This is a genomic window from Paenibacillus silvestris (assembly GCF_009882985.1).
Lineage (GTDB): Bacteria > Bacillota > Bacilli > Paenibacillales > NBRC-103111 > Paenibacillus_E > Paenibacillus_E silvestris.
This window is the reverse complement of sequence record NZ_WTUZ01000040.1, coordinates 305,187-318,207: the sequence shown is the minus strand read 5'-3', so window position 1 is coordinate 318,207 and position 13,021 is coordinate 305,187. Positions and strand designations below refer to the sequence as shown.

The following is a 13,021-nucleotide window of genomic DNA, read 5'->3' as shown; positions in this document are numbered from 1 at the left end:
AGCGATTTTATTTTTACTTTTGGAATGAAAATAGGTTATTATGTTAAATGAGATAAAAACAGAAAGTGGGAACAAACGTGGGCCGTAAGTGGAATAACATTAAAGAAAAGAAAGCCTCAAAAGACGCAAACACAAGTCGAATTTATGCGAAATTCGGACTAGAAATTTATGTAGCTGCACGCAAAGGTGAACCGGATCCTGAAGCAAATCGCGCATTGAAAGTCGTGCTCGAGCGGGCAAAAACTTACAATGTACCGAAAGCGATTATTGATCGCGCTCTGGATAAAGCAAAAGGCAGCTCCGATGAAATTTATGAAGAGCTTCGCTATGAGGGCTTTGGGCCAAATGGGGCGATGATCATTGTGGACGCACTGACGAATAACGTGAACCGCACGGCGCCAGACGTTCGTTCAGCCTTTAATAAAAATGGCGGTAATATGGGCGTAAGCGGCTCTGTAGCCTACATGTTTGACGCGACAGCGGTTATCGGCCTTGAAGGCAAAAGCATGGATGAAGTCATGGAAGTTCTGCTCGAAGCGGATGTTGACATTCGTGACATCGTGGAAGAAGACGAAATGGTCATGGTTTATGCAGACCCCGATCAATTCCACGCTGTTCAAGAAGCATTCAAGCAAGTTGGCATTAGCGAGTTTGCTGTTGCTGAATTGACGATGCTCGCACAAAACAATGTCACTTTATCCGAAGAGGGACAAGTCCTATTCGATAAGTTGATCGATGCGCTGGAAGATCTAGAAGATGTTCAACAGGTTTATCATAACGTGGAATAATTCATATAGGATTAATCGTAGAGATCCGCGCTTAGCGCGGGTCTTTTTTTCTTACATAAGCTCAATCAGCAAGAATACGCTTAGTATAGGGCCGGCCAACCATATCTACGGTTCAACTGGGAGGGGAAGAAGTGTCCAATCATCTCGAAAGATGGAGTTTGCAAGATCATGGCATCCAATGGAACCTTACACAAGACCGCGTAGATCCCCACGAAGATCATCTTGAAATGAGCGGCAAAAAGGTGTCTGTCATTGTCAGTTATGGTGTGAATCAGGAGGGGAAACTGGCTCTTTCACGTAAAGTCGTCTGGCCTACGCTTCGAACGATTCCTAATGATACCCATGGGAGCTTGATGGTTGATTTTGAGCTGGAGTCGATGCCGACCTTATGGATCAATGGGGTTCGCAGCGTAAATGAAAGGCCGATAACCTTTCAATTCAATGGATTGCTGCATATTCGAAGTTTAGCGGATAACGGGGTTATCATCGAGAGGACCCTCTTTCCTTCGGTGAGTTCGAGAAGTGTTTGGGAGAAAATCGTGCTGACCAATCCATCTGATCAAACGGTTTCTATTCAAATAAATGCCAACCTGTCCCGTAAATCCGTAAAAGGCGTTGCCGGAATCTATTTCATCGAAGTTTCACATGATGCTGCAAATGAGTACTTGCTTGGACCTCTGGCGTCATGTCAATTGAGTGTTCGCATAAGCGCAAGGCATTTGCAAGAGCAGGATCAAATTATGGATGTTCGACAGGAAGAAGAACAAAGGATTGATTTTGTAAGGCTGATGAATCAAAATCTACGTTTAGAAACGCCCGATGGGGTTCTCAATCAAATGTTTGCATTTGCTAAATTAAGAGCTGCGGAAAGCATTTTTGAAACGAAAAGTGGTCCTATGCATGGACCTGGCGGCGGGCGATACTATGCGGCTATATGGACGAATGACCAAATCGAGTATGCCGGACCCTTTTTCCCGTATCTAGGATATGCGTTTGGCAATGAGGCAACACATAATGCGCTACGCTTGTATACAGCGTTCATGGGACCTGACTATCAACCGATTCCAAGCTCCATCATAGCGGAAGGGAGTGATATCTGGGAGGGGGCAGGAGACCGCGGGGATGCGGCGATGTATGCCTATGGCGCGGCGCTTTTTGCGCTTGCATCAGGTGACATGGATATCGCGATAGAACTATGGCCAGCTATCGTGTGGTGCTTGAACTATTGCGAAAAGCAGAAAAATAAAGATGGGGTTATCGCATCAGATTCCGACGAGTTAGAGGGGAGATTCCCAAGCGGTTCGGCGAATCTTTCAACTTCTTGTCTGGCTTATGCCGCTTATGTATATGGATCACGTTTAGCTTGCGAACTAGGTGAGGAGGCTATTGCCAAGCAATATGTGTCATCGGCGCAGGACCTGTATGAGGCCATAGAGCGATACTTCGGTGCAAGAGTAGAAGGCTTCGATACGTACCGATATTACGACGGAAATGACCTCTTAAGGTCGTGGATTTGTTCGCCGTTAGTTATGGGTATTGAAGTGCGTAAACCGGGAACGATCGCTGCATTGCTTTCCCCAAGGCTGTGGTCAGAAGATGGATTAGTAACGCAAGCTGGAGACACTACATTCTGGGACCGTTCCACACTATATGCGTTACGGGGGTTATTTGTTGTAGGGGCAACGGAGGAAGCAATCTCTTATTTGCTTTCATATTCGCGGCGAAGACTACTAGGCAATCATGTCCCTTATGCGGTTGAGGCTTATCCAGAAGGCAACCAGCGGCATCTTTCTGCTGAAAGCGCTTTATATGGCCGGGTTATTACGGAAGGTATTTTTGGAATCCAGCCTAAGGGATTAAGCAGTTTTATTTGTAAGCCTAGATTACCTGAAGCTTGGGATCATATGGCCCTTCGCTCCGTACATGTGTGTGGGCGTGAGTTGGATGTGATCGTGAATCGGCAAGGAGGAAGGATTGAACTAATTGTCTCGGATAAGGATGGCTTCATTAAATTCGAAGGGGAGATGGGGACAGCATTTGAAGTGAAAGGTTAGTGACTAAGTCACGGTTTGTGGAATTTGTCTTTGCTATAATCATCACATGAAGACAAAACAAACCTTGATGGAGGGAATAAATCATGAAAAATGTTGGTGGAACTGATCGCTTTATCCGTATTGTATTAGGAATTATCCTGTTGTCGTTGTTCTACTTCTTGCCTGGATATTGGAAATTATTCGGATTAGTTTCGTTTCCGCTTTTGATTACAGGATTTGCGCAGAAATGTGCAATTAATCAGATGCTTGGACGTAATACTTGTAAAATACGATAATGTAGGTATATGTAAGCTGCAGGGCTATCCGATATGGATAGCCTTTTTTGTTTTGAGGGTAACTACAGCGTGGACTCCAGTTCCTTTTGCATAAAAAAGCTATAGAAATTAAAAAATAGAAGGAGAGAGGTTAGCGGATTATCATTCAAAGGTCATAATATGAGTCATCGGGGAGTGTGGAGAATGTGGGAAAACTATTAGTCATTAATGCTCATCCAAAAGTGGCATCAAGCGCTTCCTTTAGCTTGCGAGTGCTGGACCAATTCATGAAAGTATATAAAGAAAATCAAATGCAAGGCGAGACGATCGAACAAATTAATCTGTATGAGGACGAGGTGCCGCTAGTCGACAGCACGGTTCTTGCGGCCTGGGACAAACTAGCGAAAGGTGAGCAATTGTCGAGTGAGGAACTGAGAATTACGAGTAGAATGACGGCAGTGCTGGCACAGTTCAAGAGCGCAGATAAGTATGTCATCGCAATGCCGCTCCATAATTTTAACGTACCCTCCAAGTTAAAAGATTACATGGACAACATCCTTATTGCGCGCGAAACGTTCAAATATACGGAAAATGGCTCAGTAGGTTTACTGAAAGATGGGCGCAGCATCGTTGTTATTCAAGGCAGCGGCGGTATTTACACCAATAATGATTGGTATACAGAAGTAGAGTTTTCGCATAAATATCTCAAAGCAATGTTTAATTTCATGGGACTTGAGGATTATCAAATCATTCGTGTCCAAGGCACGTCAGTCTTGAATCCTGATGAGATTATGCAAAAGGCTGATCAGGAAGCAGCAGATGCTGCCCAGCGTTTGGCTAAACATATCAAAAAGGACAAGCAAGCGGTCCAATAACGGGAGAAATTCCATCTATTCATGCCTGTAGTGTGTTATTTGGCGATTTAGCGTTAGTATTTCCCGTTCATGTAAAGCGGCGCTCCCAAAAGTTTAAAAAGGCTGCCCCAAGTCATTAAATGACTTTCGGGACAGCCTGTTTCTTCTAGGATGATTTATTTAGTAGAAATCCAATACATTAAAATTAGACTGAAAAGAACGATGAACAAGACATTCAGGATCAATAGGCTATTCAGATTTTTTGCTGTATGTTTGGTGTATGACTCACTTGCTACCTGATTTTTGTGGGAGAATCCTAAATATAGTGTGGAAACTAAGGCTACTAAACAGATAATGCCTGTAAACCAGTAATAGAACATGTTTCATATCCCCTTTCGTATTCTCTCTATGAAATCCATCTTCTTTTGTATCTGTTTTTATTGTAGCTCATTCTGCAAGGACTCGAAGTGATTGAGATCACACTTTGAGAGAGTAATTGAGAGCGTCAATTGAGCGGACAAATTGCGACAACAAAAAGCCGTCTCCAAAGTCACGGGCTACTTTGGAGACGGCTTTTTAGTGTCTTAAAGGATGGAATCTGCGGCGCCTAACGAACAATCTCGTCAGAGCCTTTAAGAAAAGGATCGAGATCGACTTTTTCTTTGGAGACGGATGCCGCGTGGAGCGTGGCGTTAAATGGCTGGAGGGAAGCACCAAGCTAAGCTCATGCTTTACTTCCGTTGTACGTATGGGTTCTATAAGGACAGTCATCTCTGCGGTACTGGCGACTTGGGCTTTGCTTTCCATCAGTAAATCCAATCTGCGCTCATATTCAGCAATCCGATTAGAGAGGATCACATTTTCTTGTTTTAGCTTTTTGATCAGCTCATACAGCAGTTTCATCGTTAGTTTCGGCTTCTCGGGTAAATTTGTTTCTTGATTATCGCAATTAGGGGACAGCAGCAGCAATAGCTCTTCATCACTGATCACTTTATGTGCCACGATGATGGGTCCTCCTTTTTTTCATAGTATTAATCATAGATTACTAGATGTCATATAAAATGTCGCTCGAAACACGTTGTCGTTTTGTAGGCATTAATGATGAACGATGTTCCACAAGAAAATGAGGCTTACAACACTGGAAATTTGTCTAAATGATCGGAAATTCATCTAAATACAAATCAGTTGTCGGACGGCATAATGTAGTAAAACTACTTGGAGGACCTCATCAAGATGACAAAGTATAATTCCATTGTCAACCCATCGAGGGCTGAAAGAAACTTTTGAAGAGCTTGATACAACGGATGTTGGAAATTAGTAGCTGTCTCGGCTAATGCTCGTCCTTTATGGAATAGGACACGCTCGCTACCTTCGTCTGTTTCCTGAGTTCAGAGGGAGGTAGACCAAAATATTTGGAAAATTGCAGGGAGAAATAATGGACCGAAGAAAACCCCAGATCTTCTGCAATCGATGTGATTGAGCGTTTACTTTCATGGATTGTCGCATAAGCTCGCTGCATTTTAATCCGAAAAAAACACTCTTTTGGCGTCAGTCCGGTCATTTTTTTAAACATGCTATAGAACTGCGATTTCTTTAATTGGCACATGTCCAGCCACTGCTCATAAGGCGGATTCATCCCAGGATACTGTTCCATGAGATCGATGATCTTCTGAATCCGGTAATCCGGGATATTGTCGGACAGATTTAAATTGACTAGCTGTAAAATCCAACTGTAAAGCAAGCTGTTTACGATCTCGGCTTTATATTGAATATCCAATCGGTTCATACGGACAATCTGAATGAAGGTTTGAATAAGCTCTGGATACCGGCTAAGCTGCGTAATTCCGGTTAATTGTTCCAATTCGCTGCATGGTTTGCTTTCTGTCAGAAGACCAGGTTCGAAATCGAGCTGTGGATCGAAATAAAGATGCTGAATCGTATTTTTTTTCGTGAAAAAATCACAGTACATATCATAGGAAGAAATTGGCTGCGATTCATTCATATGAAAAGTATGTTTAAGGCCTGGTGGTATGAATACAAGCGTGCCTTTCTTTAAAGGATAGCTTCGTCCGTTCATCTGCACAGTGCCAGTCCCTTTATAAATAAAATGAAAAGCAAAGCAGTAGCCAAATCTGTTTTTTTCTTTTACTCTGCCGGAATACGCATGATAATGTGCTGCCCGAATGGATGGTTGGATGGAGACGATAGAAGTTAATTCCGTCATTGGTTAACACCTCAAGACTGCGAAATAGTATGAATGCTGCCATTTTACGCATTTTTCTTAGGATAAACCGCTTACAATCAGCTGTCAATTGCGACTAACATTTTGAAATGATAATGGAGGGTATATATGACTATACAAACGAAAAGCTTGTACGACAGGTTGAAACCAGCACCTAAGAACGGTGGATTTCGGATGGAGGGGTATTGGGTGTGGTGCGGCTCCGTGATAAAAGGGGAAGATGGTCGCTTTCACATGTTTGCATCCCGGTGGCCCAAGCATCTGCCGATGCACCCGGGCTGGCTTGTTCACTCGGAAGTTGTGCGAGCGGTCTCTGATACGCCGGAAGGGCCGTATGCGTTCGAGGAGATCGTGCTTCCTGCACGGGGAGCTGAATATTGGGATGGCCGCAGTACGCATAACCCGCATATTACGAAACACGGGGACACGTACGTGCTATATTATATGGGCTCAACAAACCCTCTGGCTGATGTCTTGCCTGGAGAAGAATTCGGCCTAACAGACCCGCGTTGTATCGTTGCTCGTGCGAATAAGCGTATAGGCATAGCCACATCTACTAGCGTGTTCGGTCCTTGGGAACGGCGGGACGCTCCGATTTTACCGACAAGACCAGGGCATTTTGACAGCTTCCTGACCTCGAATCCTGCACCTTGCATTCATGAGGACGGCTCTGTCATGCTCATCTATAAAGCACGTCAATACGAAGGAAATGTACATGGGAATATGATGATCGGTGCGGCGCGTGCTGACCATTATGATGGTCCCTACCACGTAGCCAGTGAAGATCCGGTATTTCCACCTGCTAAATTTCATCTGGAAGATCCATTTATTTGGCACACGGGTGAGCGATACGAGCTTATTGCCAAAGATATGGATGGTCACATATGCGGGGAGCTGCATGCAGGCATACAAGCTCACTCCATGGATGGATTAACCTGGCATGTATCCAACAATCCTAAGGCATACTCCAGGAAAATCCGTTGGGATGACGGCACGGAGACGGTTATGGGCAGCTTCGAGCGACCTTTTATTCTTTTCCAAGATGGCAAACCAACGCATTTATTTGCGGCAACAGCAGATGGAGCAGGAGGATTCACCAAAGCTACTCATACATGGAACATGGTGGTGCCGATTGCCACTGAATAAGACATTGTCATAAACAAGCCGTTCTCTGGTTAACAGAGGCCGGCTTGTTTATTTTTAATGATTAGGTAAGACATATCTATTGAATTAAGACAATATAGTTGAATATAACAAATTTGGGGAGGCCGTGAGATATGGGGGCAGTAGCAATAAAAGGATGGACAACTATGCTAGCGGGAGTCATGTTATTGGGCAGCTTAGCAGCGTGCAGCGGAAGCGGGGGTACGAGCAGTTCGCCTGCACCTGGCGAGAGCTCGCCAGCAGCTACGGATACGCCGAAGAGTACGGAACCTGCTGCTAAACAAGTAACGCTTCAGATGATCGAAAGTTTAACGAGCCCGGAGCGTACGAAGCTGCTTCAAGACGCTATTGGACGATTTCAGAAGGACAATCCCAACATTAAAGTAGAGCTCATTTCGCCTCCTTTCGATCAAGCAGACAATAAGATTAGAACGATGCTGGCTGCCAAGCAAGACCTCGATATTCTTGAGGTTAGAGATCTGAACATTGCTGAGTATGTCAATAACGGCTATCTTGAGCCCTTAGATACGTACGCATCAAGCTGGGCGGATAGTAAAACACTTTCGGGCACGTCCAAAGTTGTAGGCTCAACGGGCGGCAAACTTTATTTTATCGCCAATGCGCTGTATCAAAGACAAATGTTTTATCGGAAAGACTGGTTTGAGGCCAAAGGATTGACGGCGCCCAAAACATGGGAGGAACTGGTGGATTCTGCCAAAAAGCTGACCGATCCGAAGCAGAATCGTTACGGCTTCTCATTCCGGGGAGGCTCGGGAGCGAATGGGAACTTCGATCATATGATTTATGATTATAATGACAAAGTCATGAATATAGACAATGCCCCTTTTACGAAGGACAGCAAGACAGTGTACAGCACAGCCGAAGCCAAGCAAGCCCTAGAATTGTATAAAAAGCTGTATAAAGAGGCGTCGCCGCCGGATTCCATCAACTGGGGCTTCCAAGATCAGGTTCAAGCCTTTACCTCTGGCGTAACCGGCATTTTGCTTCAGGATCCAGACGTAATTAAGGTGCTTCAGGACAAAATGGACCCCAAAACACTGGAGACAGCTCCTATGCCTCTCGGACCTAACGGCAAGTCCTTGGTCAGCACAGGGGCGGCAGGATGGGGGATAACGGCCAATTCCAAAAATAAAAATGAAGCATGGAAATTGATATCATATCTCTCAAGTCCAAAAGAAAATACGGAATTCTCTAAACAAATTGGCACAATTCCGATCCACACGTCGGCAACAGCGGACACATTCTTCCAAACGGGTCCCTATAAAACGCTCCTGGACATGACGGCCAAAGCGGATACTTTCGTCAACTTTACGCCGCCTTTTAAATATCCGGGGAATGGCAGCTGGGGCGAGCTAAGCATGAAGGGACAGCAGTCCTATTTGCTGGATAAGAAATCCTCTGACGATTTATTGAAGGAATGGGATAAATTCTGGTTGGATCAGCAGGCGGGTTTGAAAAAATAAGGAAAGTAACAGAAAGCGGCGGGCGCTCATCGCCTGCCGCTGCTGTCTTACCGGGGAGGTGTTCGATGTGAGTGCTCGGCAAAAATTCATACTCTCCAGCTTGCTGCCCGCACTGATTCTAGTGATGATTTTTACTTATTACCCCTTTCTCAAGGGGGTAGTTATGGCTTTTCAAGACTACAAGCTGTTCAATCTGAAGCAGGTACATTTCGTCGGCATGCAAAACTTTGTTAATGCATTCCGTGACCATCAATTCCTCGGAGCGCTCAAAAATAGCCTGTATTGGGTGTTCTTCTCGTTAATTTTGCAATTTCTTTTGGGATTCATCCTGGCGCTGTTTTTGAATAAGAAATTTTGGGGAAGAGGCGTTTACCAAGGATTTATTTTTTACCCATGGGCGTTATCCGGTTTTCTGATCGGTCTGATTTGGAAATGGCTGTTTAACTCGCAAATTGGCGTCATCAATGATCTTTTGCTGCGATTTGGCATCATTGAAGATCGGATTGGCTTCTTGTCGGATCCCAAATGGGCCATGTCTTCCGTCATTGTTGCGAATGTATGGTATGGCATAGCTTTCTTCACAATTATGCTGCTGGCTGCCTTGCAATCGATTCCTTCAGAGCTCTACGAAGCAGCTAGCATTGACGGTGCGAACGGCTACCGAAAGCTGCTTGATGTGACAATTCCGTACATTATGCCAACCATCATTGCTACTACCTTGCTGCGAGTCATATGGATTTTCAACGATCCAACGCTCATCTATGGGATGACGAATGGTGGGCCGGGAGGCGCTACACACATTTTGTCTTCCTTAATGCTCAACAAAATCATCTATGATGGGGATTATGGGTCAGCTTCAGCCGTAGGTGTGATGATGATCGCGATGCTGTTTCTATACACCGTATTTTATTTATTGGTAACGAAGTCCGAGAAGGTAGGTGACTTCTAATGAAACAAAAATTCGGGTATCGGCTGATCAAGGTCGTCTTTCTTTCTTTTTACTTCGTCTTGATGGTGTTTCCATTATACTGGATCGTTATTACCTCTTTGAAACCACAAAAGGAAATCTTCAGTTTTCCGATTCATTATTGGCCGCAGGAGTTCACATTTCAGAATTACATTAACATTTTCAAAGTGTCAAAGTTCAACGTGTATATCGCCAACAGTCTGCTTGTCTCTATCACTTCTGCGTTGATCGTTATCGTGATTGCTGTATGCAGTGCTTATGTGCTGGCGCGATTCCGGTTTCGTGGTCATAAACAAATTATGCTCGGATTCTTCTTAACGCAAATGCTGCCAGGGTTCATCTCTTTGGCGCCTCTTTATATGATGATGTCGAATATGCATCTGCTTAATCAACGGATCTCATTAATTTTAATGTATACGGTCATTCTAATCCCTTTTTCGACGATTATGCTGCGGGGCTTTTTCCAACGAATTCCGTCCAACTTAGAGGAAGCAGCGATGATCGACGGTTGTTCCCAGTTGTCAGCTTTAATTCGAGTCATCATTCCAATAATGATGCCAGGGATCTCCTCCATGTTTATATTTGCTTTCGTTCAAAATTGGAATGAGCTGTTCCTGGCCGTTATGTTTATTGATAATGAATCACTAAAAACGCTCCCAGTAGCCATGAATTCTTTTATTCTCAAATTTAATGTCGATTGGGGCTCTATGTCCGCTGGAACAGTGATTTCTGTCTTGCCAACAATTCTGTTGTTCGCTCTCGCACAGCGGTTTATTGTGGAGGGATTAACACAAGGGGCGGTGAAAGGCTAATGACGGCAAATGAGAAAATGTTCTCCATCGTTGCGCATGATGAACATGATGACCAGCACCATGGCTCCATCAATGTGCCAATTTACCAGACAAGTCTCTTTTCCTTCGATACGTATGATCAATATAATTTGGCAAGAGTAGATGAGCAAGAAAATTACGTGTACTCAAGGGGGAACAATCCAACTGTAAGATTCCTGGAAGACAAGCTTGCCCAGTTGGAGCAGGGGGAGCGGGCCAAGTGCTTCTCATCCGGAATGGCGGCCATTTCGGCAGCAATTATGTCGATCGTCAAGACAAGCGATCATGTGATTTGCACGCATCAAGCGTATGGCCCTACAAGGGAATTTCTCGGCAATTATCTTCGAAAGTTCGGCGTTGAAACGACTTTTGTTGATGGCAGTACGCTGGATAACTGGAAAAATGCGGTGAGATCAAATACGAGGCTGCTGTATTTGGAGAGCCCCACGAGTATGTTTTTTCAGCTGCAGGACATCCGTAGTTGTACGGAGTTGGCTGATTCCATTGGAGCTGAAACGATCCTCGACAACTCGTGGGCGACACCGTGTTTCCAAAATCCGCTCCTATTTGGAGTCGGTCTTGTCGTCCATTCCATAACGAAATATATTTCCGGTCACAGTGATTGCTTGGGAGGCGTCGTGGTTGGTTCCAAGCGGTTGATGGACCCGTTAATGTCAACCGAATATATGTTATTCGGTGGTGTCATGACACCGCAAACAGCCGGGTTGGTAACGCGAGGACTCCGAACACTGCCCTTACGGATGCAGCGCCATGAATCAAGCGGTCTTAAAGTTGCAGACTATGTAAGCAAACAGAGTTATGCCGTGAAAATGAACCATCCCGGACTGGCGAATCACCCTCAGTATGAACTCGGAGGCTCCCAGATGTCTGGCACGGGTGGTTTATTTTCCTTTGAATCACGTGAATCCGTCGACAAATTAAGAGCCTGGGCAGATCAAATGCAATATTTCCGTATTGGCGCGAGTTGGGGCGGCTTTGAAAGTTTGATCAATGTGAATGCTTTGCATGTTATGAGTGCCAACGATCCACAAATAGGTACGCTCGTTCGACTCTACATCGGTGCTGAAGATCCGGATGATTTAATTCGTGATTTGGATCAGGCATGGCAAAGTATCACAGTGAGCCCTTCTGAGGAGGAGCTATATGAGCAGAATCCGGGTATCAGCCAAAAGGGATGAACGGCAGCCGCTTTACTTGCAAATTCAGGAGCATTTTAAACAAAGAATTCTTTCAGGAGAACTGGAAGTGAATAGCAAGTTTCCGACGGAAAAGCAGCTGATTGAACAATTTCAGGTTAGCAGGATGACAGTCTCTAATGCGCTTACGCAGCTCGCGAAGGACGGCTGGATCTACCGAATTCCAGGGCGGGGCAGCTTCGTCAGCTCAGGGTATGAGGAGAATGCAGATAGCCATTCGGAAGACGATTCGGAGAACAATCAATCAACTACTGGTAAGCAATCAAGGGAGTTAAACAGACCTACTTCGACGCGCAAAATGATTGGTTTGGTTCTTCCCTTTTTGGAAGATTTCTTTGCCATCCGACTTATAAGAGGTATTCAGACCGCTCTGGAAGATACCGGCTATTATTTATCCATCGTGCTTTCGCACAACCAGCAGGAGAGGGAGAAGGAAGCGATCCAGGAGTTGATGCTTAACGGAGCGGCTGGGCTTATCATTTTTCCGATTGATGCAGAGACGTACAATGAAGAAATTTTGATTTTGAAAATGAATAAATTCCCATTCGTGCTGGTCGACCGTTACTTGCCAGGGTTTGAAACACATTGTGTCTGTTCGGATAATATGGCGAGCGCACAGTTGGCTGTTAACCATTTGTGGGAGCTAGGACATAGGGACATCGCGATATGCTCGGATATTTCAATCGGAACTATGACCGTTGATGAACGGATTCGTGGTTATATGGAAGCTCTGAAGCAAAAAGGCTCGATGATTAATCCAGCGTTGATCGTGACTGATTTTGAGGTGAACGATAGGAGTTCTATTGAAAAACACCCGCTATATGCGTACATAAAGAATCGAACTGCAACCGCATACATTACTTTGAACATGCAGTTGGGCTTATTTATGGCTGGACTTATCAAACATTTGGGGATGAAGGTCCCGCAAGATCTATCTATTATTACTTATGATAATCCGTACTCAGAGCTTACTGACCATCGTGCATTCACCCACATTGATCAGCATGAGCAGGAAATAGGCTCGAAATCAGTTGAACTGCTTCTTCAACAGCTTGCTAACAAAGAGAAGTTGAGCGAACCTATGAAATGGATTGTGAAGTCAGCTTTAGTTGCAGGCGAGTCCTCGGGCAAGTTAGCGGCGAAGGTATAAGTGCGGATATGAACAAG

At 44.7% G+C, this 13,021-nt stretch carries 12 protein-coding genes; 10 read left to right on the top strand and 2 right to left on the bottom strand.

What is annotated here, in order from left to right:
* Positions 1-77: 77 nt before the first annotated feature.
* The 4 genes from GQF01_RS33415 (at position 78) to GQF01_RS33400 (ending at position 3,971) form a co-directional block, all read left to right on the top strand.
* Positions 78-788, top strand: coding sequence for a YebC/PmpR family DNA-binding transcriptional regulator (locus tag GQF01_RS33415; protein WP_161411550.1), 711 nt, complete (start codon positions 78-80; stop codon positions 786-788).
* A 131-nt stretch (positions 789-919) separates the two neighbouring features.
* Positions 920-2,842: a glycosyl hydrolase family 65 protein gene (locus tag GQF01_RS36995; RefSeq protein WP_202556825.1), complete on the top strand. Its 1,923-nt coding sequence runs from the start codon at positions 920-922 to the stop codon at positions 2,840-2,842.
* Between the two features lie 83 nt (positions 2,843-2,925).
* Positions 2,926-3,117, top strand: coding sequence for a YgaP family membrane protein (locus tag GQF01_RS33405; protein WP_145654721.1), 192 nt, complete (start codon positions 2,926-2,928; stop codon positions 3,115-3,117).
* A gap of 185 nt (positions 3,118-3,302) precedes the next feature.
* Positions 3,303-3,971 (top strand): FMN-dependent NADH-azoreductase, encoded by a 669-nt coding sequence (locus tag GQF01_RS33400; RefSeq protein ID WP_161411548.1) that lies wholly within the window; start codon positions 3,303-3,305, stop codon positions 3,969-3,971.
* 555 nt (positions 3,972-4,526) lie between these two features.
* Here GQF01_RS33400 and GQF01_RS33395 read toward each other — a convergent pair.
* Both GQF01_RS33395 and GQF01_RS33390 read right to left on the bottom strand, forming a co-directional pair.
* Positions 4,527-4,952, bottom strand: coding sequence for a hypothetical protein (locus GQF01_RS33395; protein WP_161411547.1), 426 nt, complete (start codon positions 4,950-4,952; stop codon positions 4,527-4,529).
* A 328-nt stretch (positions 4,953-5,280) separates the two neighbouring features.
* Positions 5,281-6,174 carry an AraC family transcriptional regulator gene (locus tag GQF01_RS33390; protein ID WP_161411545.1) on the bottom strand — a complete coding sequence of 298 codons (894 nt, stop codon included), beginning with the start codon at positions 6,172-6,174 and terminating at the stop codon, positions 5,281-5,283.
* Positions 6,175-6,300: 126 nt separating this feature from the next.
* Here GQF01_RS33390 and GQF01_RS33385 point away from each other — a divergent pair, with 126 nt between their 5' ends.
* The 6 genes from GQF01_RS33385 (at position 6,301) to GQF01_RS33360 (ending at position 13,004) form a co-directional block, all read left to right on the top strand.
* Complete coding sequence (locus tag GQF01_RS33385; protein ID WP_161411543.1) at positions 6,301-7,338, top strand: glycoside hydrolase family protein; 1,038 nt, start codon at positions 6,301-6,303, stop codon at positions 7,336-7,338.
* A gap of 131 nt (positions 7,339-7,469) precedes the next feature.
* A complete protein-coding gene (locus GQF01_RS33380; protein WP_235960788.1) occupies positions 7,470-8,840 on the top strand; it encodes an ABC transporter substrate-binding protein in 1,371 nt (456 codons plus the stop codon).
* Between the two features lie 67 nt (positions 8,841-8,907).
* Positions 8,908-9,789, top strand: a complete 882-nt coding sequence (locus GQF01_RS33375) for a carbohydrate ABC transporter permease (RefSeq protein ID WP_328803585.1) — start codon at positions 8,908-8,910, stop codon at positions 9,787-9,789.
* Positions 9,789-10,619 carry a carbohydrate ABC transporter permease gene (locus GQF01_RS33370; protein ID WP_161411541.1) on the top strand — a complete coding sequence of 277 codons (831 nt, stop codon included), beginning with the start codon at positions 9,789-9,791 and terminating at the stop codon, positions 10,617-10,619. The genes GQF01_RS33375 and GQF01_RS33370 overlap by 1 nt, the downstream gene beginning before the upstream one ends.
* Positions 10,619-11,836, top strand: coding sequence for a trans-sulfuration enzyme family protein (locus GQF01_RS33365; RefSeq protein ID WP_161411539.1), 1,218 nt, complete (start codon positions 10,619-10,621; stop codon positions 11,834-11,836). The genes GQF01_RS33370 and GQF01_RS33365 overlap by 1 nt, the downstream gene beginning before the upstream one ends.
* Entirely contained in the window at positions 11,802-13,004 is a 1,203-nt protein-coding gene (locus tag GQF01_RS33360) for a GntR family transcriptional regulator (protein ID WP_161411537.1), read from the top strand. Before GQF01_RS33365 ends, GQF01_RS33360 begins: the two co-directional genes overlap by 35 nt.
* Positions 13,005-13,021: the final 17 nt, after the last annotated feature.